Origin of the sequence: Rhizobium sp. 11_C7_N12_5 (assembly GCF_051811145.1) — a bacterium.
Lineage (GTDB): Bacteria > Pseudomonadota > Alphaproteobacteria > Rhizobiales > Rhizobiaceae > Rhizobium > Rhizobium lusitanum.
Genome location: NZ_JBPWPY010000001.1, coordinates 654,561 through 676,592, shown reverse-complemented (window position 1 = coordinate 676,592; position 22,032 = coordinate 654,561). Strand labels below are relative to the sequence as shown.

The window sequence follows — 22,032 nt, the reverse complement described above, 5'->3', positions numbered from 1 at the left end:
CCACATCTTTTTGTCATCATGCCGTGCCTCACGCAACATCCTTCGTCAGACCAGGCAGAATTAGGCTGGCGCGAAGGCCGCCCCAGGCACCGCGGGAGAGTTCCAGCCGCCCCTGATATTCGTTGGTGATCTCGCTGACGATCGATAGCCCGAGACCGGTGCCCGGCTTGCTCTCGTCCAGCCTGCGCCCGCGCTTCATCGCCTCGCGGATCTGATCCGGCTCGAGGCCGGGTCCATCGTCCTCGACCACCAGTTCCACCCAATGACGCCGCACGGGATCGATGCCCTTGATTTCCGGCGGCGCCTCGCTCGCGGAAAGACGCACCTTGTGCTCGGCAAAGCGGGCGGCATTTTCCAGCAGGTTACCGACCGTCTCCTCCAGATCCTGCTGCTCCATGGCAAGGGCAAGATTGGGAGCAACCGACAATTCGAACTCCTTGTCCGCATTGAGCCGCCGCATGACACGGACAAGCCGCTCCAGCGCCGGTTCCGCCTCGGTGCGCGCCAGCACGGATTCGCGCTGCGCCGCGATACGGGCACGGTTGAGATAGGATTGCACCTGCCCCTGCATAGCCTCGGCCTGATTCTTCACCAGATCGCCGTGCGAGCGCTCCAGCACACGGGATTCGTTGAGCAGCACCGCGATCGGCGTCTTCAGCGAATGGGCGAGATTGCCTACCTGCATGCGGGCTCGCTCGACGATGCGTCGGTTGCTTTCGATCAGGGCGTTGACCTCATTTGCAAGCGGCAGGATCTCGCGCGGGAAATCACCCTGCAAACGCTCGCTCTCGCCGGCACGGATGCGCTCCAGCGCCGCGCGGGCCTTATCGAGCGGCTTCAAACCGTAGAGAATGGCAAGCGCGTTGACGATGAGGCTGCCGACGCCGAAACCGACGAGCGCAAAATAGAGGCTGTGGGAGAAATTGCGGACATCGTCCTCGACGACAGCGACATTGCCGGTGACGCGAAACCGAGCTGCATGGTCCGTATCGAACTGGATTTCGGTTTCAGCCACCTGCACGCGGTTTCCGAAGGCATCCGTAACGATGTAATAGCGCTGGTATTGCTTGTCGAAGGGTGCCTCCAGCACCGACAGCACCGGCAGGTTCGATGCGCCGAGGGACGGCGAGACCAGCGGTGTCGCGGTATAGGTACCGAGCGGTTCGACTATCCAGTACCAGCCGGTCTTCGGCTGGGCGAAGCGCAGGTCGCCAAGCTCCGGCTTGCCAGATAACTCACCCTGATCGCTGATCGTGACCGAATTGATCACACTGGAAAGCTGTGCGCGCAACAGGTCCTCAAAACCGCGCTCGGCACTCTTACGATAGATATTGGAGATAACCAGGCCGATCACCACCAGCGCCACGGCGGACCAGAGTGTGGTCAACAGCAGGACGCGAGCGGTGAGCGACTTAATTCGCATTGGTCGGAGCTTGGATTCGGTAACCAAGGCCACGGACCGTCTCGATCAGATCGACGCCCATCTTCTTGCGCAGACGGCCGACGAAAACCTCGATCGTATTGGAATCGCGATCGAAATCCTGATCGTACATATGCTCGACCAGCTCCGTGCGCGAGACGACTTCACCCTTGTGATGCATGAGGTAGGCAAGCAAGCGGTATTCATGAGAGGTGAGCTTGAGCGGCTTGCCGTCGACCGTCGCCTTCGAGCTCTTGGTGTCGAGCCGCACCGGACCGCAGATGATTTCCGAGGAGGCATGGCCTGCGGCGCGGCGGATCAATGCGCGGATACGGGCGAGCACCTCTTCGACATGGAATGGCTTGGCGACATAATCGTCGGCGCCGGCATCGATGCCGGCCACCTTGTCGCTCCAGCGGTCGCGAGCGGTCAGGATCAGCACAGGCGTGGCCCGCCCGGCGCCGCGCCATTTCTCCAGCACGGTGATGCCATCCATCTCCGGCAAACCAATATCTAGAATGATGGCGTCGTAGGGTTCTGTATCGCCCAGGAAATGGCCTTCCTCGCCGTCAAAGGCCGTATCGACCACGTAGCCTGCCTCTTTCAAGGCCTCGGCGAGCTGGCGATTCAGATTGATATCGTCTTCGACTATGAGAATGCGCATGTTGGACCCAATTTCCCCGGTTCGAGAAACAGTACTGTAAATCGAGCTACAGTGGAATCATGGAAACGATAAGATTTTGCGTGAGATTCAAGGCTTTAGAACGTCCGCTGTGCGTTATGACCCAAGATGCTCATGCTTCACATCGGCACCTTCATCGTCACCTTGCGCGGACGCTGCCCGTTGCCCTGTACGAGAACGGTGATGACACAGCTATCGCCGGACGGCTGCGCGGAAAGGAGCTGCCCACCCGTCTTTTCAACGACAGCGGCCGCAGCCTCGCTGCAATCGCTGTTGGCGCGGGCCACCAGGGTCGACGTCGGCGCCGGCAAAACAGCCGAGCCGGCCAAGACGACCGCCGCTGCTGCTATGCTTAAAAATGAGGCCATGCTTCAGACTTCCCACAGGGACATTAACTTGAGCAAATATGTACCCAAACACGTCTGAATGGCAAATGAATGGGCTGTAATTTTCCGCTCGCAGGACGTGCAGCAAGCTAAAAATTGAATTTAACTATTTGAATCTATTATATGCGAAGTTCCAAAGCGGCGGCGGCGGCAGTTTATCGAATGTTATCGATGCCAATCTCTTATCCATGCTCATGTATCCGGTTGGCGGCAACATGCATAAATCCAAGACTCAGGCATTTTTAATCATTCTTGATTATCATTGCCTCATAAGCGCGTCATGATCGATCGCGCATGCTTGGCCAACCCAATCGGCCCTCAAGTGTTTTACGAACGTAAAACACCAAGTTTTCCTTGAGTCTTTTGAATCAGTTGAGGGCGCTTCTTCTGTGGAAGAGTCAGGAACCTTAGACGTTGATTCAAGGACCTCTCGCAATGAATCCGCTCGGCGACAATCCGATTCCGTTCGAGCGCTCAATCGCTTGAAATTGCTGGCGATGGAAGGCCCCGCCAAGGCTTCGTTCAGAACGGTTCGCGGATCGCGACCGTCGTCTCGTAATCGGCGGCAATCCGCATTTCCCGCAGCGGGCGAACGCGATCGATGGAGCGCTGATAATTCGGATGCGCCTTGTAGGCGGCGAGCGCGGCCTCGTCATCGAATTCGCCATAGACGACGATATCGACTTCGGTGCCGAGCTGGTCGGTCTTTACATTCGTGCCGATCTCCAGCAGGCGCGCATGCGGGATGGCGGTCAGGATCGACAGGCCGGAGCGGACGTCCTCAAGATTGGCGCGATCGGGAACGGTGAAGAAGACGATATGACGGATCACGCGACGGCTCCCTGTGCGTGTGCGAAGGCACCGCGCGATATCATGCGCGCGGAATCAATTCAATGAATCGGCCGCTCACCCATGAAACCGTTTCGTCGCAGGCAACCAGTTTCCGCATCGCAGCCCGGCATGATATTGTCGTCCTTATGAAAGACGAGGATCTCATTGCCCTTGCTCTCGGGCTGCCGGAGACGGCAGAAAGCTCACATTTCGGAATCCGTGACTTTCGGGTGCGGAGCAAGATCTTCATGACTCTCCCAGGCCCCGATTTCTGCGTGGTCAAGCTGACGCCCGATCAGCAGCAGATGGCGCTGGCCACCTTGCCGCAGCATGTCGCGGCCGTGCCGGGTGGCTGGGGGCTCAAGGGATCGACGCGGCTTTTCCATCACGGCGCGGATCGTAAGGCGGTAAAGGCGCTCGTGCGTCGGGCATGGCGAAACGTGGCGCCGAAATCTATGGTTTTACCGGAGGTTTAGGCTCCATGTGGTCTTCCACGGTCAACGGCCAGTCGACGACATAGTCCTCGAAATCGTCGAGCGCGACGTCGTTCTCGCTGATCGTGCGTCCCCGCGCGGAGACGCCGGCGATATGGACCGTTTCCGGATCGCCAGATATCAACGGGTGCCACCAATAGAGGTCACGGCCTTCGTCGACGAGACGATAGGCGCAGGTGGGCGGCAGCCATGCCAGCTCCGGTACCTTTTCCGGCGTCAACTGCACGCAATCGGGCACGAAATCCCACCGGTTCGGATAGCTGGTGCATTGACAGCTTTCGCCATCCATCAGCTTGCAGCGGACCGACGTGAAATAGACGTCGCCGCTATCCCAATCCTCCAGCTTGTTGAGACAACAGAGGCCGCAGCCGTCGCAAAGGCTTTCCCATTCCGGCGTGCTCATCTCCGCCAGCGCCTTGCTTTTCCAGAAAGGTATCTCGTCCATCCTCATCATCCTCGCCGCCCAGGCAGGAAATGCGGGCCGCGACATGCGTGTCTCTTGTTCTTTTCTCTAAATCAACCAATTATTCAATTCGCCACTCTATGAGATAATGGGCTTTGCGTGCGCCACAAGGAGACACGCAGCAGTATTGTGGTCGGGAAGTAGCGCGTGGAAGACCCATCCAATCCAGAAGACGGGCCGAAGACAGAGCCCGGGACGCAACAGGAGAGCGGGGCCGGAAAGCCGCCGCGCCGGAAACGCTATTTCTTTCTGCGTATCGATTCATGGATCGACTCCACCTTGTGGAATGCCGGTTTTCGGCTTGGCGAAGCCTGGGAAGATATCACGATTTTCTTCCGCCGTTTCCGCGTGCGCGGCTGGAAACGCATCGTTTTCGAACTGCTCGGCGAAGGCCTGACGCTCGGCGCGGCCGGCTCCGTCGTCATGCTGATGCTCGCCATGCCGGCTTTCGAGGCGACACAGGGCGACTGGCGCAATCGCGGCAACTTTGCCGTCACTTTCCTCGACCGCTACGGCAACGTCATCGGCCATCGCGGCATCATTCACGAGAATTCCGTTCCCGTAGACCAGCTGCCGGACTATTTCATCAAGGCGGTGCTGGCGACCGAGGACCGGCGTTTCTTCGACCATTTCGGCATCGACGTGATCGGCCTGTTCCGCGCAGTGACGGTCAATGCGCAGGCCGGCGGCGTCGTGCAGGGCGGCTCGACGCTGACGCAGCAGCTTGCCAAGAACATCTTCCTCAACAACGAACGCTCCATCGATCGCAAGATCAAGGAGGCCTTTCTAGCGATCTGGCTGGAAGCCAATCTCTCCAAGAAGGAGATCCTCAGCCTCTATCTCGACCGCACCTATATGGGCGGCGGCACTTTCGGCGCGGCCGCTGCGGCGCAATTCTATTTCGGCAAGAGCATCACCGACGTCAATCTGGCGGAGGCCGCGATGCTCGCTGGCCTGTTCAAGGCACCGGCGAAATATGCGCCGCACGTCAATCTGCCGGCCGCGCGCGCCCGTGCCAACGATGTGCTTTCCAACCTTGTGCAGAGCGGATTGATGACCGAGGGCCAGGTGATCGCCGCACGGCGCAATCCCGCCTCCGTCGTCGACCGCGCCCAGATCGACTCTCCGGACTACTTCCTCGACTGGTCCTTCGATGAAGTGCAGCGGCTCGCCACGCGTTTTCCGGAACGCTCGCTGATCGTCCGCACGACTATCGACATGGGGCTGCAGAAGGCGGCGGAGGATTCGATCCAGTCCAGCCTGATGGAATATGGCGAGCGCTACCATGCCAAGCAGGGCGCCAGCGTTCTCATCGAAAGCGGCGGCGCGGTCCGCGCCATGGTCGGCGGCAGCGACTACGGCGAAAGCCAGTTCAACCGCGCGACCAAGGCGCTGCGCCAGCCAGGCTCCTCGTTCAAGATCTACACCTACTCCGTGGCGATGGAGAACGGCATGACGCCGACATCCACCATCGTCGACGCACCGATCACCTGGGGCAACTGGAGCCCGCACAACTACGAGAACCGCTATGAAGGCAAGGTGACGCTGACGCAGGCGATCACGCAGTCGATCAACACGGTTCCGGTGCGTCTGGCCAAGGAGAAGTTCGGCATTCAGCCCATTCGCGACATGGCCAAGGCCTTGGGCGTGGAGACGCCGATCCGCAACGACAAGACCATTCCGATCGGCACATCGGAAGTGACCGTGCTCGACCAGGCCACGGCCTATGCGGTTTTCCCGGCCGATGGCATGCAGTCGCGGCGCCACGGCATCGAACAGATCACCGGCTATGACGGCAAGGTGATCTATGATTTCAGTCGCGACGAGCCGTCCGCCAAGCGCGTCCTCAGCGAAAAAGCCACCTCCTACATGAACCAGATGCTGACGCAGGTTCCGGTGATCGGCACCGGCCGCAAGGCAGCGCTGGACAACGGCATCGTCATCGGCGGCAAGACCGGCACAACTCAAGCCTATCGCGACGCCTGGTTCATCGGCTTTACAGGCAACTACACCTGCGCCGTCTGGTTCGGCAACGACGACTATACCTCGACCAACAACATGACGGGCGGCACGCTGCCGGCCATGACCTTCAAGAAGATCATGGACTATGCGAACCAGGGGGTCGTGCTGAAACCAATTCCAGGCATCAGCAATCCATTCCCGGTGCAGAAGCCGCAGACGGTGGCGGCCAAGAAGCCGGCGGACACGACGGATGGCGGTCTGCCGCCGCTCGTGCGACCGCGCTCGCTGTCGGTGGATTCCACGAAGATCCTTCGCGATATCGGTGAAAGGCTGAAGACGGCTCCAGCGCTCGAAGCGCAGAAGTTGGCTGCTGCGGAGTAGCGGTCGTTCGGGGCAAGAGGAGCGAGATCCGCGATTGGCCGCCGCTCCTTTCGGCTTTCCACCGAAAAGATACAGGAAAACATCTGAACTCGACATCCCAGCTGCGGGAGCAAGCAACCCCGGCAGATGCTCGCATTCACGAGGCTCCTTCGCGCGTTTTTGCCCATCGGTGATATCGAACCAACGACGCCCGCCCTTCCCCCTACCTTCAGAATCAGGAATAAATCGACACTGATTTGTCACGAGGACGATCCCAGGGTGTTCCGAGTTCCCCTTCTTGTTGCGCTTTCACTGCTGATCGCCTTTGGCGGCGGGATCTTGTTCACGCTTTTTGCGCTGGATGTGACCTCCGGTTTCGGTGCGATCAAGCTAGGCGTCTGGCAGGCGTTTCCGGAAATGCAAACAGCCGAGGCCGATCCCTATGCCAAATCGCATCGCGCCCGCGCGGGCCGACTGCTCTACGGCACGGCGGAGGGGTTGGTGTTCACCGCTTCCGACGATAGTGCCGGCGGGCGGCTGACGACAAGTTGCAGCTATCGCATCAGCGGCCAGACGCCGCCGGCGCGGCTCTGGACGCTTTTCATCGCTGGTAATGACGGCGAACCGCTGGCCGGGCCTGCGGGACGACCGTCGATGATCAATTCCTGGATCGTGCTGCGCAATCCGGATTCAAGCTTCGACATTACCATTTCGCCCGACGCCCATGCAGGCAACTGGCTCGCGCTCCCCGCCGCGGGCAATTTTCGCTTGGTATGGACGCTGCTGGATTCGCCTGCGGCCAGCAATTCCGGGCTGATCGATCTGACCATGCCGAAACTCGAGAAGATCGGATGCGGCCATGTTTAGATTCGTTTTCGCTGTTCTGACCGGCCTATTCGGCGCAGCGCTGCTGCATCTCGTCATCATTCTGTCACTGCCGCATTTCTCGGATCGCGACGCCTATACCCGGGTGTCCGACGAAGGCGACGAAAACCATTTCTACATGCTCGACGACAAGGATGACGATGCGGGGCTTTCCAATACCGACCCCTATATCCGGACCGCCGTTTGCGCATTCGACATCGAAGACAAGCCGGTACACCTGACCGCCAAAGGCAAGGTGCCCTTCTGGTCGCTCGCCGTCTACGACGCGGCATCCAACGAGGTGTTCAGCATGAGTGACCGCACATCCGTCGGCGGGACGCTCGATTTGCTGCTGGCATCTCCCATACAGCTCACCGGCATCCGCAAGGCCCTGCCGCCGTCCCTCGCGCAATCGATCCTCGTCGAAGTGCCGCGCACCCAGGGCTATGCGGTTCTGCATACGATGGCGCCGCAGGCCAGCTTCGACGATGCGGCCCGTGACTTCCTGTCGGAAGCCGGCTGTGACGAATTCAATGACAACTGAGAATGGGCCAGAACAAAGTCTGAGCCCATGGCTCGCGGGACAGGCGCTGCGATCTGAAGGCTGCGTACCGCAGCGAAGATGTGTTGTCGCGATGCCGATCCCACCGCGACAGTCCATATGATGGGCAGCTACTTGCTTTTTGCCCGCTTGCCCCCCGCCCCCGGGCGGTCGGTTACGGTGTCCAGATGCTCGTAGCGAACGCCGGTAAACAGCAATAGTTTTGCTTCCACCGGCTCCTTTTGAGCGCGTGGCGGCATTCGCGATCGCCGCTCCGAAAGAGATATGATCTTTGCCATTCTCGTCTCCATTTGCGTCTCGAGACGGATGAACTTGCGACTGATTTCACCCTGCCCGTCCTCAGAGCGGGCTAGCGCTTCTTCCAGTCCCAGCCTCATACTTTGGGCCAAGACGAAAGACATTCACGCCTTCTCACGGTATTTACTGGACACCGTGGCATGGGTACCGGTTGTGGCTCCCATGCTAACTTTATTGACGACCGCATTCTGCAAATCACTGCTTTTGACCGAATTCAGACACAGCGCGGTTAACAGAATGCTAATCATCATCGCATTTCACCCTAGGCACGAGTCGTCATACCCTCATAACGCTGTGAAGGCGGGATTAGTTTCACCAGCCGATAAAAAATCACCGGAATCGGTTTGGTTATGAAACCCTGCAATATCATATCCTTAAGTGAATCATGGGCGCCGCTGGCGAATAGGCAACCGACCATCGCGTTGCAAAAAAGCGTCACGCAAATATTATTTGCGCTCACAGAAAATTAACGTATTGTCAAAGCGAAAACTGAGGGCGACGCAATGCATGCGACGGGCAATTCCGTCTTCTTACCTGAGGATGTCATGGTCCTGCGCGGGGCGCTCGATACATGGTGCACAGAGAAGCGGATCGATATCACAAGTGCTGAAGCCCAGCTCGCGGCCTCTGCGGCCATTGGCCTATTTCAGTCCGGCTACAATACCTCCGAAAAGCTGCTCGCCGCGCTGCGTGAGCAGAGAGGAATCTAGGCAACTTCTTCCCAATTAGACTGTGATCGAAGCGAAACGCGCGGCTTCAGACAAGCCTGCAATGCTTTATGGCGACATGCCAAGCCAAACCCCTATAGGTTGAGCCGTCACATCAATGCCTCGCTGCGAATGCGTTTTTGCAGCAGGGTGCTCCCCCTCGGCTGCAGCTTATCCGGCATAAATCCGGCCGATATTCTCGCGCAAGCTTAACGCGCAATTTTTATTGGCATTTTAATAAAGTTTTCATCAACCATTAACCTTGCCGGCCTTAGTCTTCTGTAAAAGCCAGATAAGGACGACCGTGTCCACACCCGTTTCGACAATCGCCGCCGAAGCCGTTCCCAACGGTAAAAGGGCGACCCGGCCCGACCGGATAGAGGCGCGGTGGGGTACAGGTCCAACAATCCGGCTCCCAGCGTTTTTGTTCTGCGTATCAGTATGGGTGTTGGCGTGCGTGACCGGTTTCGAGACCTCGAAGAACCTGCGACAGTCCGCAAGAAGGACGTGGTTCTAATGGCGACGATCACCAGCTTCGAGGGCATGAACCATCCGTCGAAATCGGAACTTCGCCAGTTTGCGGAACTCTTCACCCCGGTTTTCCAGGCATCGTCCGAAGAGGCAAAGCGGCAGGCCGTTGCCGCCCTTTCCCAATGTCCGACAGTGCCTCAAGCCGTCGCCCTGTTCATCGGTTGTCAGCCGATCGCGATCGCCGCTCCGTTCCTCACCAGCTCGCAGGCGATCGATGACGATACCCTCATCACCATTGCCCGCACGCAAGGGGCAGCGCATGCGCGGGCAATCGTCCGCCGGCCGTCCCTATCTCCCAAGGTCATCGACGCGCTTGTCGGCCTGCACCAGGCCGAGCCCGATCGCGGCATAACGACAGCGGACGCCCCGGCGAGGGAAGCAACGCCGAAGACCGACCCGCTGGAATCCGAACGGCTGTCGCGCGAAGAAGCATTGCGCCAGCAAATCAAGCAGGCCGCTCGTCACCTGGCCCGCGACGATCAGGATCGCCTCGGTTTGCGCAGCCTCAGCGAAACGCAGGAAGCCCTGCTCGTACGTTTCGCGCGAGAACGCGATGCACTGCAGTTTGCCACCACATTGGCCGATGCGCTCTCCTCCAGCCGTTGGCTCACCGAGCGCATCATGATCGATACATCAGGCCAGCAGCTGGCGGTGACGCTGGTCAGCCTCGGCATGGGCCTCGCCGACGCCGTCTATTCGCTTGAGCGCTTCTATCCGCATCTTGCGGAGCGGCATGGCAGCGTCAGCCGCGCGTGGCTGGTTCTGGATGGAATCGATACCGAGGAAAGCCAGGCACGAGTAGATGCGTGGCGCCGCGCCGACAGCTACACTTATCTGCCACAGGACAATCCGGCCCCTCGCCCGGCCGAACCTCTCTTCGGCGCCAAGTCCGGTACGATCCGGGAGCTGCGCGTGGTAGGCCGGCGATAGCGGCCGTCAATCCAGAGGGTTGGGACGTTGGTCGACGAGCGGGACGATATCGGCGATATCGTCGGTCTCCAGTTCGATGATCCATAGATCCGGATCGAATTTCAGCTCGCGATCGAGCGTCTGGCGAATCTCGGCGGCTTCCTTGCGATTAATGCGGATCTCGAACAGGCGGGTGCCGCTCTCCTCATCGTCAAAGAAGCTCTGCGGTGCCGGGGCATAGAGGGTCTCCGACCCGTCACGGAACCGTTGGCGGATGAAGATCGCTCCGGCCTGCTCCTCGCCCTTCCGCTCGACGGCGGCAAAGTCGCCCCGGGCGAACAGACGTCGGGTCAAGGCGGACACAAAAATGTCGCTGCGCAATCTCATGGCCGAGCTATAACGAGAAGCGGCCGGCGAAGCAATTGAACGCACGCGCTAAAGCGCGCCGATATCCTGCAGCTTCTTCAGGACGGCGATGTTCGGCTCGCCGGTTTCCGGCAGGCGATAATGCTTCTGGAACCGGCGGATGGCGGCCTTGGTCTGCTCGCCGGCGACGCCATCGACGCTGACGTTGCTGTAGGCGATGTTGCTCAGACCCTTCTGGATCTGCATCACCATGTTGACCTTGTCGACTGCATCGCTCGGCGTGGCCTTCGCAGCGACTGCGCCGGGCTTCATGTTTTTCTCGGCGTTCTGGATGGCGGTGGCAACCGGGTCGATGGCTTGCGCGGTAGCCGACACATTGACGGGGCGCTCCGCAGGAACGGTCGCAACATTCGTCTTGCCGGCAGGCACAGCGCCGGCATTGGCCGCCTTCAACGCGGCCAGGAGCTCGGGTGTGGGCGCGCCCGTCTGGGCCAGGCCGGACGCCTCCTGGAAAAACAGAATGGCAGCGGTCGTGCGGGATCCGGTAACGCCGTCGGCTGCGCCATCATAAAGACCATGGCGGATGAGTTCGGCCTGCACGTCGGCAACCAGCTTCGATGGCGTGGCGGCCGGCGCTTGTCCGGCGGTCGGGCTCGCCGCCTGGCCCGCCGCGGCAGAAGGCGTGGAACCGGTTGTGGAAGCCTGTCGCTCGATGCGGAATGTCGTGACATTGCCGGCATCGGCCTGCTGCGCATGCAGGAACGACTTGCGGCCGGGGATCTGATAGGGAGCGCCAGGATCGCGGGTACGCAGCAAGGGCGACGGATGCGCGCCTGGCTGATACCAAAGCGCATTGGCGGTTACAAAGCCGAAAACCCCGAGGAAGAGAGCAACACCGCCGGCGATTGCCGGATGCCTGCCGACCGCACCGCCGACCAGACCGGCAAGAGCACCCGCGCCGCGCAGCCCAAGGCCACCCAACGCGGCGCCGCCGCGCAGGCCGAGGCTGCCCACGGCAACCGCTCCACGAGAAGCGAAGCCGGGCTGCTTGCGCTTGCCCTTACCTCTTCCCTTAGGCGATTTTCGCTTTTGCGGGGCCATTCATCTCTTCCTCGTTTCGCCTTTCATTCGTCTCCATAGTATGTTTCAGGCGCGGCGGAAAATCGACGGGGCGATTGGCATCCACAGACTGTTGTGTCGTCAAGGCGGCCGAACCGTCGAACGGAATAAGGATTGTGATCACCGTGCCCTCGCCCGGTGCGCTGGCGATCGAGAAGCTTCCGCCGTGCAACGCCACCAGTCCCTTGACCAGCGAGAGGCCGAGGCCGGTGCCGGCGTAGCGGCGCGTATAATCGTTCTGGATCTGCACGAAAGGCTGCCCGAGCGAGGCCAGCCGCTCGCTCGCGATGCCGATGCCGGTATCGCCGACCGAGAGCTTCAGCATCCCGTCCGCCAATGCCGCATCGACGGTGACGGCGCCGCCCGCATCGGTGAACTTGATCGCATTGCCGACGAGATTGATCAGAATCTGCTGGAGAGCACGCTGGTCGGCGACGATCTCGCCGAGGCCGCGCTGAACGCGGCTCGTCAAGGTCAGCCCCTTTTCCTTCGCCTGCAGCGCCAGCATGGCTTCGCATGCGGCAATGGAGTCCTCGATCGGGAAGGACTCAAGCATAAGCTCATAGCGCCCTGCCTCGATCTTGCTCATATCGAGCATGGTATTGACCACGGACAACAAGTGCGCGCCGGACTGGCGGATCAGGCCGACATATTCCCGCTGCCGATTGTTCTCCAGCTTGCCGAAATATTCGCCGCCGAGAATATCGGAGAAGCCGAGGATCGCATTGAGCGGCGTCCGCAACTCGTGGCTGACGGCGGCAAGGAAGCTTGACTTGGCGTCATTGGCCGATTGCGCCTCGGCGGTCTTGCGCGCGGCATCCTCGCGAAGCTGCTTATCCTGCGAGATATCCCGCAGCTGGCCGACGATCGTCGTCAATCGGCCTTCGCCGTCGCGTCGTGCCGTCAGCTCCATGCGGACATGGACGAACTGCTCATCCCCGCCCAGGACGGTCGAGCGTTCCAGGCGCAGGTCTACGCCGAATGCATCGCGGCCCTGACGCAGCACATCGACCGCCTGCAGAAAAAGGATCCGGTCCGAAACATGAATCTGTTCGATGAAGCCGCGACCGGTCGGGTCCCGCATCCAGCTCAGGAATTCCGCGCGATCGCGGCCGCCAACCGTAGTCACATTGCCTTGTGGATCGAGCAGTAGGACGAGCCCGAAAGCGGCTTCGAGCATCAAGTCATGATGCTCGACGATGACCGCCTCGGTGGTTTGTGAATCAGGTCTCTGCCGCGACAGCGCGATGCTGCCCACGGCCGAAAACAGGAAAGCGGCGCAAACGGTGGCGACGCCCGCGGGCAGTGCCACGGCCGGGCTTGTGACAAATGAAAGCCCGATGGGAACCGCAAAGAGAGCCACGGATGAGGCAAGCGCAAGCCGGCGCAGGATCGCCAGTTCCTGCCCACGGACTTCGCTATTCCCGTTCGTCCGGGAGAGCCAGCTTCCGCCTACCCGGTCTACGAAGGCTCCAGCCCCGACAGTCATGTTACTCAATACGCGCACACTACAACCCGTCAAAACGGTCACTTATTGGACCTCACAATAGGCTCTGGCGACTTAAGGAAAGAATAAAGGAAAGCCCCGCCGGTCGGCCGAAAAAGCTCCAAAATCCCGTTTTGGCGCAGAAAGCGGGACCTTTGTTTTTTGTGGTTAACAGCGGGTAAGCAACGGATTTTATTTAGATTTCCGTCGTGCGTTAACTTTTGCGACAGGGCCTGTGGCCGCAAAGCCCTGCATATCAGGCGGATAGGGCGAGACATGCTTAACAGCAATCGCTACAATTTGATCTAAATGCGGTTCGAATTCGGAAAGCTAAAATTTGAATCAAATTAGCCGAAAATGCCGAGGAGTTTTGAAAAGTGATGTTGTCCTCTGCCGGATAGGGTTCGAGCCACATCGGACAGACAAGTCCGAATCGGCGACCGAGCCGGATGACAGAGAAAGTGGGCAAGGAAATGTGGTTTCTCATTAGAACAGGGTTCTGGTTCTCGCTGGTTCTCATGTTCCTGCCGATCTTCGCGAAGCCCGAGGGCGACCCCCGCCCGGCGGGAGAGCCGACCGTGCAGGTCTCCGACGCGCTTTCGGCCGCCACAGGCGTCGTCCAATATGTCGGCGCGATGTGCTCCGAGAAGCCGGATGTCTGTATGAAGGGCGGTGAAACGCTGACGGCCCTCGGTTATCAGGCCCGCGACGGCGCACGCGTCGCCTACGACATGCTCGGGCGCCACTTCAAGGATCAGTCTTCAAATTCTTCCGTCAACACTGCGGCAGCGCGCGTGAGCCCCGAACAGGTCGCCGCCACGACGCAACCGATGCCCGTCAAGCGCGTCATCGGCACCGAAACCGCCGACGTGTTGATCACCGGCACGGTCAAGCTGCCCTCTTCCGTGCCGCTGCCGATGCCGCGTCCGCGAACCTGACGCCTTTTCTTTGGCCCACCTTGCGCGCCGCAGCCTCGACAGGCCAGCGGCGTTCTTTTTATCCGCGGGTTCAAATCGCCCGTCGTTTCGCCTATATCCAAAGTCGATGGACAAATTGGATCGATTTGATGGCAACGCTTGACAAGATCATCGAGGACTTTTCCTTCCTGGACGACTGGGAGGATCGCTACCGCTACGTGATCGAGCTCGGCAAGGCGCTGCCCGATCTACCGGAAGATAAACGGACGCTGGAAAACAAGGTGCAGGGCTGCGCCAGTCAGGTCTGGCTCGTGACGCATGCGTCCGGCGACCCTGAAAATCCGGTCCTGACGTTCGAGGGAGATTCCGACGCACATATCGTGCGCGGGCTGGTGGCGATCGTGCTTGCCATTTATTCCGGCAAACCGGCGTCCGAAATTGCCGCGCTCGATGCGCTCGATGTCTTCGGCAAGATCGACCTCGTCGAGCATCTCTCCTCGCAGCGCGCCAATGGACTGCGCTCCATGATCAAGCGCATCCGCGAAGAAGCCCGCGTGAGAGCCGCAGCATAGGCCCGGCTGGCGTCACGATGATAGACAAAACCCGGCTCGCAAGCCGGGTTTTTCTGCAGACCAGCTAGGGCGGTTACGCGTCTCACGGAATCGCCCAACCGCCCTACGTGATTGTTATTGCGCAATTCCGGACGGAAAACCGCTACGCACTTTTCCTGAAATCGCTCCTGGGCGCTTAACGAGTGCCGCGCTTGCGACGCTGGCCGAGACCCATTTCCTTCGCTAGCCGTGAACGTGCTTCCGCGTAGGCCGGCGCCACCATCGGGTAGTCAGCCGCCAGATCCCATTTCTCGCGATATTCTTCAGGCGAGAGACCATGATGGGTCATCAGGTGACGCTTCAGCGACTTGAAGCTGCCGCCGCATTCCAAACAAGTGATTTGATCATCCTGTACAGATTTGCGAACGGATACGGCCGGCTTCTGCTTTTCAACCACGGTAACGGCAGGAGCCGGAGCCGAGGTGCTGCTCAAGGCGGAATGTACGTCGGAAATCAGATTCGGAAGGTCGCTGACCGGGACGACATGGTTGCTGACATAAGCCGCGACTATATCGGCTGTCAGCTCAACCAGTAACTCGTGCCCATTGCCAAGGGCCGTATCTGTCATTTTGTTCTCCTGTTCATCGGCTTGCCTGCTGGCCGCGCCTCCATCGAGCGCGCAAGGCACAGCATTGCTGTATAAACCGCGCGGAGCCCCGGAAATCATATCGATTCCAAGTCTCGTTGCGCCAGGCAATCCGCACTAACGCATTGCCCGCATTCGTAGCAGCCTCCAGCAAAAAGCGGTGCTTTACGCCACGTTTCTTATCGCGTGAAATCCACCCCTAGACGTCATGCGACGAAAACCGCTTCTATACCGTCTGATGTCAGAATTAGTGATTAGGGAAAATGATCCCCAATCATTAACCGGAAGAAAGCTTTGTTCAGCTTTGCTCCAAAGAAAGATCAAAGCATCGAGAACTTATACCCGGTCGAGACTAACTCAACATCAAAACTCTACTTGAATCTGAATTAGCACTCTTTACCCAAATGTCCAGTTTTTAATCCCATCATTTCTTCTCAAAAATCTCATCTATTAAAAATAGATAACTAAAGAGGCGAACATGTATTGCTTTTCCGACAATCTTTGCGTTTGTTAGCGCCTTGTTTTGGACAGGCGTTTCGGCATTTGTCCCGTCAACAGTTCGTCTCTCACCGAGGGCAAAGTCAACCGATGACCGGCCTTATGTGCCGCGCGTGCAAGAAGATGCGCCGAAATCGGCGCGGTCAGCACGAAGAAGACGAAACCTGCCAAGGCACGGGCCAATATCGATAAGTCCTGCGAATGAATACCGACTGCAAGTAGCAAAAGACCGGAACCAACAGTTCCGGCTTTCGACGCGGCATGCATGCGGCTGTAGAGATCGGGTAGACGAACGATACCGATCGCGGCGATCAGCGAGAATAGTGCGCCGGCCAACAGCAGAGCGGCAACAATGACAGCCCAGAACAATTCCACTACCGCCCTCCCTTCTGCCGACGACTATTCTTGCGGGTTTTCTTGCCCTGCTGCGCGTTGCCACTGTCCCGCGCCACGTGAGGTTGCACCGGCGCTTTGGACTGCGCGTGCGTGAGGATGAAACGGGCAAAGGCAACGGTAGCAAGAAAGCCGACAAGGCCAAGCGAAATGGCAATATCGATATAGAGCGTGAAGCCGGTTTTGATGGCGATGACGGCGATGAAGCCGATGGCAACCGCCACCAGCATGTCGAGCGCCAGAACACGATCTGGCAGTGTCGGGCCGGCGACCACGCGATAGACGGTCAGCAAAAAGGCGATGCTCAGAATGCCGAGCGCCACCATAGCGGCGGCCGAAACGATGGATGCGGCGATCATCGGAAAGCCTCCATGATCCGACGCTCGAAGCCCTCGGCAATGCTCCGCCTGATGGCGTCCGGATCGGAACAGTCGAGCGCGTGCACGTAGAGGATCTTCCGGTCGTCGGAAACATCGACGGAAAGGGTGCCGGGCGTCAACGTGATGAGATTGGCAAGCAGCGTGATTTCGAAATCGCGGTCGACTCTCAGCGGGAAGGCGAAAATCCCCGGTTTTACATCCATCTTCGGGCTCATGACGGCCATGGCGACGGCCCAGGCGGATTTGGCAAGCTCGCACAGAAACAACAGCAACAGCGCGAGTATTCGGCGGACACGGCCGAGGTAAAGGACGCCGCCATAGGACGACCGCACGATCCCAAGCGCAACGGCCGCGAGAAGAAAGCCGAACACCAAATTCATGAAGGAGGCGCTGCCGGTGACGGCGACCCAGACGATGGCAAGCAGCAGATTGAAGACGAACAGGATCATTGCACGCCCCCCGCAGCAGGAAAGACAGAGTGCAGATAGGCGGATGGATCTACAAGGTCTGCCGCGGCGCGCTGCGTCAGATGCAAAAGGCGCTCCGGGAAAAGGCCGAAACCGACGACCAGCGCGGCAAGAGCGAGAAGCGGCAGACCGGCCTGCCATCTGATCGGCTCAACGGCCACAGCGCCTCCCTCACTCCCCGGGCGCCAGTATGCCAGCAGGAAGACCCGGCCGAAGGCGATCGTCGTCAGGAAACCGACCAGCAGGATCGCGGCGGCCAGCCACCAGGCGCCTGTTGCAAGCGCCGCCTTCACCAGAACGACCTTGGGCCAGAAGCCGGAAAAAGGCGGCAGGCCGCTGACGGCGAAGAACAGCACCAGCGAGAGGCCGGCGAACCAACCGCTCCGCCGATAAAGCCCACCGAGCGAAGTCAGCGAAAAACCGCCGCCGAGCCGGGCAGCCTGGCCTGCCAGCAGGTAGAGCGCCGTCATCAGCACCATCGAGTGCAGCGCATAGAAGATCGTCCCGCTGAGACCATCGGCGCTACCGAGTGCCACGCCCGCCAGCATCGTGCCGATGCCTGATATGACCATGTAGCCAAGCATGCGGCGAATATCATTTTCGCCGAGCGCGCCCAGCACGCCTGCAAGCATCGTCGCGATGGCGACGACGGTAATGACCGGGCCAAGCTCGGCGCGCTCGACGGGCAGCAACATGACGAGAACCCTGATGAGAGCATAGACGCCGACCTTGGTGAGCAGGCCGGCGAACAGGGCCGAAACGGTGATGCGCGGCGTGTGATAGGAGGCGGGAAGCCAGAAATTGACGGGGAAGGCAGCCGCTTTCATGCCGAAGGCGAGCAGGAACAGGCCTGCCAGCGTCATCAGCGGCCCGCTGCTGTCGCCAGCCCTCGCCTTCATCGCGATGTCGGCCATGTTGAGCGTGCCGAAGATGGCGTAGAGATAGCCGACGGAGACCAGAAACAGCGTGGTGGCGATGAGATTGAGCACGGCATATTTCAACGCGCCGTCGATCTGTTCCCGCTCGGAACCGAGGATCAGCAGGCCGAAAGACGATATCAGCAGCACCTCGAACCAGACATAGAGATTGAAGACGTCGCCGGTCAGGAAAGCGCCGCTGACGCCGGCAAGCAGCAGCAGCAGAAATGGGAAAAAACCATAGCGGCGCCCGCTGGTGACAATCTCGCCGAGCGAATAGATGCCGCCCGCGAGCGCGACGATAGCCGCCGTCAGGGCCATGATCGCGCCGAGAAGATCGACGCTGAAGGCGATGCCGAACGGCGGCAGCCATCGACCCATCACCATCGTCACCGGCCCATCGCTGGCGACCCTGTAAAGCAAGGCGGCATCGACCAGCACCAGCAGCATCAGGCCGGGAATGGCGATCCAGGCGTGCCATTCGGTGCGGTTGCGCAACATCAGAAGTATCGCGCCAAGGCTGATGCACAGGGCCACCGGCAGGATCACCAGCCAATGCCCGAGCGGCACTGGCGCAGCCACCAGCGCGGCGGAGAGATCGACAGCGGTGTCGGCTGGTCCGGCCATATCGCTAGTAACCCAAAGGCGGCAGCGGCCGCTCGTCCGGTTCGGCCACCAGCATCTCGCCGGTATTGTCCGTCTTGAGGTCCTGATAGGCCCGGTAGGTCAGGACGAGCAGAAAGGCGAGAAACGAAAATGAGATGACGATCGCCGTCAGGATCAGCGCCTGCGGCAGCGGGTTGGCAGCAGCCAGATCGAGCGTAGTCGCACCTCGCGGGATGATCGGCGGCACCTCGGGAGTTACCCGGCCGGCGGTAAAGAGCAAGAGGTTGACGGCATTGCCCAGGATCGCGATGCCGAGCATGATGCGGATCGAGAATTTCGACAGCATCAGGTAGATCGCGACCGTAAAGAACAGGCCGACCAAAGCGGAAAAGACGACCTCCATCAATCCACCTCCCGCTCTTCGAGCGCGAGCGCGATCGAGGTGATGGCGCCGACGACGACCAGATAGACGCCGATATCGAAGAGCATGACGGTGGAAAGCGGCACTTCGACGCCGAACACATGCGGATAGATCCACAGCCCGGTCATGAACGGCACGCCGGAGAAGACGGACAGGAAACCGGCGACGGTCGCCGCCAGCAGGCCGAAGCCGGCAATCGCCAGCGGATGAAACATGATCGCGCGCCGCACCGCCGTCACGCCGCAAGCAATGCCATAAATCGCCAGGGCGGAGGCCGCGATCAGCCCGCCGATGAAGCCGCCGCCAGGCTCGTTATGGCCGCGCAACAGGACAAAAACGGAAAAGAGCAGCATCAGTGCAGTGAGAAACGGCGCGGCGGTGCGGAAGATCAGCGTGTTCATGAACGCTCAGCCTCCAACTTTTCCTCAAGATCAGGATCGTTGGCCGCAAGCTTGCGCTCGCCGCCCGCCCGAATGCGGATCAGCGCCAAGATCGCAAGCCCGGTAATGGCCACAACGGCGATCTCGCCGAGCGTGTCCGTGCCGCGGAAATCGACGATGATCACATTGACGACGTTGTCGCCATGGGCGATCAGCTTCGAATAGTGATTGAAGAAGGCCGTCAACGTCAGGTCGAAGGGTGCCTGCGTCGCCTTCAGCAACAGGAGGCCGAAGCCGACGCCGCAAGCAATCGCAAGCGCGGCATGGGCGACCATTTTCAACGGCGGACGGCGATCCGAGGAAGACAGACGCAGCCGCGTCATCACCATGGCAAGGATCACGACGGAAAGGGTCTCGACCATGAATTGCGTGAAAGACAGATCCGGCGCGCCGAACAGCAGGAAGATGACGGCCACGGCAAAACCCTGAATGCCGAGCGAAACGATAGCGGTCAGCCGGTCGCGCGCAAGGACGACGGCAGCAAGCCCTATAACGGCGATGAGGAAGATCGTCGCCTCATGCCATTGCAAATTCGGCCATGAGGGGATTGCCGGCAGTTCGCCATGGATGGTGAGCGGGATCAACAGCGTGGCTGCAAGGCAAACAAAGGTCACGGTGACATAGATTTCCAGGCGGCCGGGTTGCAGGACGCGCGAGACGAGGTGTGACAATCGCACCAGGCTGGAAATGAAGCCATCAAAGCCGCGGTCCGGTCCCGGGCCCAGAGCCCGCAAGACGACCGACATGAGAAAGCGGGCGCGATCAAGCTTCCAATAGACAAGGATGCCGATCAACACGGTCGCCACCGACAGCGCAAGGGGCAGACCGACATGCGGGACGAGCGACACCGATATCTGCAATCCCTTGCCGCTGACGGCACTGGCCATCGGCGACGAGACATAGGCATGCCATAGGCCCGAGAGCAAAGCCGAAGCGAGACCGAGCAAGGCAAGCACTACCGGTCCGAGCCAGAGCAGTGGGGGCGCCTCATGCGGATGCTGCGGCGTCTCGGTCGTCGGTCCCAGGAAGGGCTTCAGCGCCACGGCAAAGGCGATGGCAAACATCAGCGCGTTGCCGGCAACGGCGACGATCGTCAGAATGATCGCGCCCGGCGAGGCCTGTGCCAGAGCCGCATAGATCTCCTCCTTGGCGAGGAACCCGAAAGCGGGCGGCAGGCCGCCCATCGAGATGGCGGCGATCAGGGCGGCAGCGAAGGTCAGCGGCATGGCGGAGCGCAGGCCGCCCAGGCGCGTGATATCTCTCGTTCCCGTCTCGTGGTCGACGATGCCGGCGATCATGAACAGAGCGCCCTTGAACAGCGAATGCGCCACCAGATAAAGGACGGCGGCTTCGACGGCGTAATCCGAGCCGAAACCGGTGAGCAACACGAGCAGGCCGAGGGAGGAGACCGTCGTATAGGCCAGCTTCAACTTCAAATCGGTCTGCCGTATGGCAAGCAAGGTTCCGACCAGCAGCGTCGCAGCGCCGAAAATCGGGAGGATCGTCTGCCAGGCCATCGTCCCACCCATGGCCGGATTGAGCCGCATCAGCAGATAGACGCCCGCCTTCACCATGGTGGCGGAGTGCAGATAGGCCGATACGGGGGTCGGCGCTTCCATGGCGTTCGGCAGCCAGAAATGAAACGGAAATTGCGCCGATTTGGTGAAGGCGCCGCCGAGCACCAGGATCAGGGCTGCGAGATAGAGCGGGCTCCCGCGCAAGGCATCGCCGGCTTTCAGCAGGTCGGACATCGAGCCAACCCCGGTGATCTGCCAGATGAGCAGCAGGCCCGCGAGCAACAGCAGCCCTCCGCCACCGGTGACCACCAGTGCCTGCAGCGCTGCCCGGCGCGACGCCTCCCGCTGATGGTCGAAGCCGATCAGCAGGAAGGACGTGATCGAGGTCAATTCCCAGAAGACGAACAAGGTGAGGAAACTGTCCGAAACGACAAGGCCGAGCATCGAGCCCATGAACAGGAAGATGAAGGAGAAGAAGCGCCCGAGATCCGCATGCCCCTTCAGATAACCGCCTGAGTAGAGAACGATCAGCGTGCCGATGCCGGTGATGAGCAAAGCGAAGGTCAGCGACAGACCATCGAGCAGCCATGAAAAGCGCAAGCCGAGGCTCGGCACCCAATCGAAACCGGCCCGGACGACCTGCCCCGAGGCAATGTCGGGGAGAAACCTCGTAAAATGGAGAAAGGCCAGCGCAGGAAGCAGCGCCAACGGCCAAGCCGCATGGTGCCCAAAACGCCGAACGATGACGGACGCGATCAGCGCACCGAAAAAGGGCAGACATAGAGCCAGGAATGTCAGGCCCGCGAAACCGGCCATGTCCTCTCCCTGCTGAACACCAAT

The 22,032-nt window shown here is 60.2% G+C and carries 25 protein-coding genes; 8 read left to right on the top strand and 17 right to left on the bottom strand.

What is annotated here, in order from left to right; translation table 11 throughout:
- Positions 1–28: 28 nt before the first annotated feature.
- The 4 genes from AB8B29_RS03295 to AB8B29_RS03280 form a co-directional block, all read right to left on the bottom strand.
- On the bottom strand, positions 29–1,423 hold the full coding sequence (locus AB8B29_RS03295) for a sensor histidine kinase (protein ID WP_037193751.1): 1,395 nt from the start codon (positions 1,421–1,423) through the stop codon (positions 29–31).
- Positions 1,413–2,084 (bottom strand): response regulator transcription factor, encoded by a 672-nt coding sequence (locus AB8B29_RS03290; RefSeq protein ID WP_037193750.1) that lies wholly within the window; start codon positions 2,082–2,084, stop codon positions 1,413–1,415. The genes AB8B29_RS03295 and AB8B29_RS03290 overlap by 11 nt, the downstream gene beginning before the upstream one ends.
- A gap of 137 nt (positions 2,085–2,221) precedes the next feature.
- On the bottom strand, positions 2,222–2,470 hold the full coding sequence (locus AB8B29_RS03285) for a hypothetical protein (protein ID WP_034507944.1): 249 nt from the start codon (positions 2,468–2,470) through the stop codon (positions 2,222–2,224).
- 540 nt (positions 2,471–3,010) lie between these two features.
- Positions 3,011–3,319, bottom strand: coding sequence for a Dabb family protein (locus tag AB8B29_RS03280; RefSeq protein WP_047559738.1), 309 nt, complete (start codon positions 3,317–3,319; stop codon positions 3,011–3,013).
- Positions 3,320–3,465: 146 nt separating this feature from the next.
- Between AB8B29_RS03280 and AB8B29_RS03275 the strand changes: the two genes are divergently transcribed.
- On the top strand, positions 3,466–3,795 hold the full coding sequence (locus AB8B29_RS03275; protein WP_092573010.1) for an MmcQ/YjbR family DNA-binding protein: 330 nt from the start codon (positions 3,466–3,468) through the stop codon (positions 3,793–3,795).
- Here AB8B29_RS03275 and AB8B29_RS03270 read toward each other — a convergent pair.
- On the bottom strand, positions 3,773–4,258 hold the full coding sequence (locus AB8B29_RS03270; protein WP_037193748.1) for a YcgN family cysteine cluster protein: 486 nt from the start codon (positions 4,256–4,258) through the stop codon (positions 3,773–3,775). The genes AB8B29_RS03275 and AB8B29_RS03270 overlap by 23 nt on opposite strands.
- A 165-nt stretch (positions 4,259–4,423) precedes the next feature.
- Here AB8B29_RS03270 and AB8B29_RS03265 point away from each other — a divergent pair, with 165 nt between their 5' ends.
- The 3 genes from AB8B29_RS03265 (at position 4,424) to AB8B29_RS03255 (ending at position 8,006) form a co-directional block, all read left to right on the top strand.
- Entirely contained in the window at positions 4,424–6,619 is a 2,196-nt protein-coding gene (locus AB8B29_RS03265; RefSeq protein ID WP_037193747.1) for a transglycosylase domain-containing protein, read from the top strand.
- A gap of 258 nt (positions 6,620–6,877) precedes the next feature.
- The gene (locus tag AB8B29_RS03260; protein WP_037193746.1) at positions 6,878–7,465 is read left to right on the top strand and encodes a DUF1214 domain-containing protein; all 588 of its coding nucleotides are present in this window, start codon (positions 6,878–6,880) and stop codon (positions 7,463–7,465) included.
- Positions 7,458–8,006: a DUF1254 domain-containing protein gene (locus AB8B29_RS03255; protein WP_037193745.1), complete on the top strand. Its 549-nt coding sequence runs from the start codon at positions 7,458–7,460 to the stop codon at positions 8,004–8,006. Before AB8B29_RS03260 ends, AB8B29_RS03255 begins: the two co-directional genes overlap by 8 nt.
- A 128-nt stretch (positions 8,007–8,134) precedes the next feature.
- Here the strand turns inward: AB8B29_RS03255 and AB8B29_RS03250 are convergent, their stop codons facing one another.
- Positions 8,135–8,302, bottom strand: coding sequence for a hypothetical protein (locus tag AB8B29_RS03250; RefSeq protein ID WP_167669520.1), 168 nt, complete (start codon positions 8,300–8,302; stop codon positions 8,135–8,137).
- A 522-nt stretch (positions 8,303–8,824) separates the two neighbouring features.
- Here AB8B29_RS03250 and AB8B29_RS03245 point away from each other — a divergent pair.
- Positions 8,825–9,031: a hypothetical protein gene (locus tag AB8B29_RS03245; RefSeq protein ID WP_037193743.1), complete on the top strand. Its 207-nt coding sequence runs from the start codon at positions 8,825–8,827 to the stop codon at positions 9,029–9,031.
- A 450-nt stretch (positions 9,032–9,481) separates the two neighbouring features.
- Positions 9,482–10,489 carry a DUF2336 domain-containing protein gene (locus AB8B29_RS03240; RefSeq protein ID WP_439006148.1) on the top strand — a complete coding sequence of 336 codons (1,008 nt, stop codon included), beginning with the start codon at positions 9,482–9,484 and terminating at the stop codon, positions 10,487–10,489.
- Positions 10,490–10,495: 6 nt separating this feature from the next.
- Here AB8B29_RS03240 and AB8B29_RS03235 read toward each other — a convergent pair whose 3' ends face one another.
- Genes AB8B29_RS03235 through AB8B29_RS03225 form a run of 3 tightly spaced genes read right to left on the bottom strand, consistent with a single transcriptional unit; the run spans position 10,496 to position 13,442 of the window.
- Entirely contained in the window at positions 10,496–10,855 is a 360-nt protein-coding gene (locus AB8B29_RS03235) for a DUF1491 family protein (RefSeq protein ID WP_113119277.1), read from the bottom strand.
- A 48-nt stretch (positions 10,856–10,903) separates the two neighbouring features.
- Positions 10,904–11,935 (bottom strand): peptidoglycan-binding protein, encoded by a 1,032-nt coding sequence (locus AB8B29_RS03230; protein ID WP_113119223.1) that lies wholly within the window; start codon positions 11,933–11,935, stop codon positions 10,904–10,906.
- Entirely contained in the window at positions 11,907–13,442 is a 1,536-nt protein-coding gene (locus tag AB8B29_RS03225; RefSeq protein WP_186453455.1) for an ATP-binding protein, read from the bottom strand. The genes AB8B29_RS03230 and AB8B29_RS03225 overlap by 29 nt, the downstream gene beginning before the upstream one ends.
- A gap of 446 nt (positions 13,443–13,888) precedes the next feature.
- On the opposite strand from AB8B29_RS03225, the gene AB8B29_RS03220 reads away from it, so the two are divergent.
- Both AB8B29_RS03220 and AB8B29_RS03215 read left to right on the top strand, forming a co-directional pair.
- Positions 13,889–14,377 (top strand): DUF5330 domain-containing protein, encoded by a 489-nt coding sequence (locus AB8B29_RS03220; RefSeq protein ID WP_318283960.1) that lies wholly within the window; start codon positions 13,889–13,891, stop codon positions 14,375–14,377.
- A 128-nt stretch (positions 14,378–14,505) separates the two neighbouring features.
- On the top strand, positions 14,506–14,928 hold the full coding sequence (locus AB8B29_RS03215; RefSeq protein ID WP_037194376.1) for a SufE family protein: 423 nt from the start codon (positions 14,506–14,508) through the stop codon (positions 14,926–14,928).
- 175 nt (positions 14,929–15,103) lie between these two features.
- Here AB8B29_RS03215 and AB8B29_RS03210 read toward each other — a convergent pair whose 3' ends face one another.
- The 8 genes from AB8B29_RS03210 to AB8B29_RS03175 all read right to left on the bottom strand — a co-directional run bounded on the left by AB8B29_RS03210 (position 15,104) and on the right by AB8B29_RS03175 (position 22,008).
- Positions 15,104–15,535 carry a MucR family transcriptional regulator gene (locus AB8B29_RS03210; protein WP_034507962.1) on the bottom strand — a complete coding sequence of 144 codons (432 nt, stop codon included), beginning with the start codon at positions 15,533–15,535 and terminating at the stop codon, positions 15,104–15,106.
- 528 nt (positions 15,536–16,063) lie between these two features.
- Positions 16,064–16,426, bottom strand: a complete 363-nt coding sequence (mnhG, locus tag AB8B29_RS03205; protein WP_037193739.1) for a monovalent cation/H(+) antiporter subunit G — start codon at positions 16,424–16,426, stop codon at positions 16,064–16,066.
- Positions 16,426–16,803, bottom strand: a complete 378-nt coding sequence (locus tag AB8B29_RS03200; protein WP_047559719.1) for a cation:proton antiporter — start codon at positions 16,801–16,803, stop codon at positions 16,426–16,428. The genes mnhG and AB8B29_RS03200 overlap by 1 nt, the downstream gene beginning before the upstream one ends.
- The gene (locus AB8B29_RS03195) at positions 16,800–17,273 is read right to left on the bottom strand and encodes a Na+/H+ antiporter subunit E (RefSeq protein WP_047559717.1); all 474 of its coding nucleotides are present in this window, start codon (positions 17,271–17,273) and stop codon (positions 16,800–16,802) included. Before AB8B29_RS03195 ends, AB8B29_RS03200 begins: the two co-directional genes overlap by 4 nt.
- Positions 17,270–18,835 carry a Na+/H+ antiporter subunit D gene (locus tag AB8B29_RS03190; RefSeq protein WP_047638823.1) on the bottom strand — a complete coding sequence of 522 codons (1,566 nt, stop codon included), beginning with the start codon at positions 18,833–18,835 and terminating at the stop codon, positions 17,270–17,272. The genes AB8B29_RS03195 and AB8B29_RS03190 overlap by 4 nt, the downstream gene beginning before the upstream one ends.
- Positions 18,836–18,839: 4 nt before the next feature.
- Positions 18,840–19,217, bottom strand: a complete 378-nt coding sequence (locus AB8B29_RS03185) for a Na+/H+ antiporter subunit C (RefSeq protein WP_037193735.1) — start codon at positions 19,215–19,217, stop codon at positions 18,840–18,842.
- Entirely contained in the window at positions 19,217–19,636 is a 420-nt protein-coding gene (locus AB8B29_RS03180; RefSeq protein ID WP_047559710.1) for a Na+/H+ antiporter subunit B, read from the bottom strand. The genes AB8B29_RS03185 and AB8B29_RS03180 overlap by 1 nt, the downstream gene beginning before the upstream one ends.
- Positions 19,633–22,008 carry a putative monovalent cation/H+ antiporter subunit A gene (locus AB8B29_RS03175; protein ID WP_047559707.1) on the bottom strand — a complete coding sequence of 792 codons (2,376 nt, stop codon included), beginning with the start codon at positions 22,006–22,008 and terminating at the stop codon, positions 19,633–19,635. Before AB8B29_RS03175 ends, AB8B29_RS03180 begins: the two co-directional genes overlap by 4 nt.
- Positions 22,009–22,032: the final 24 nt, after the last annotated feature.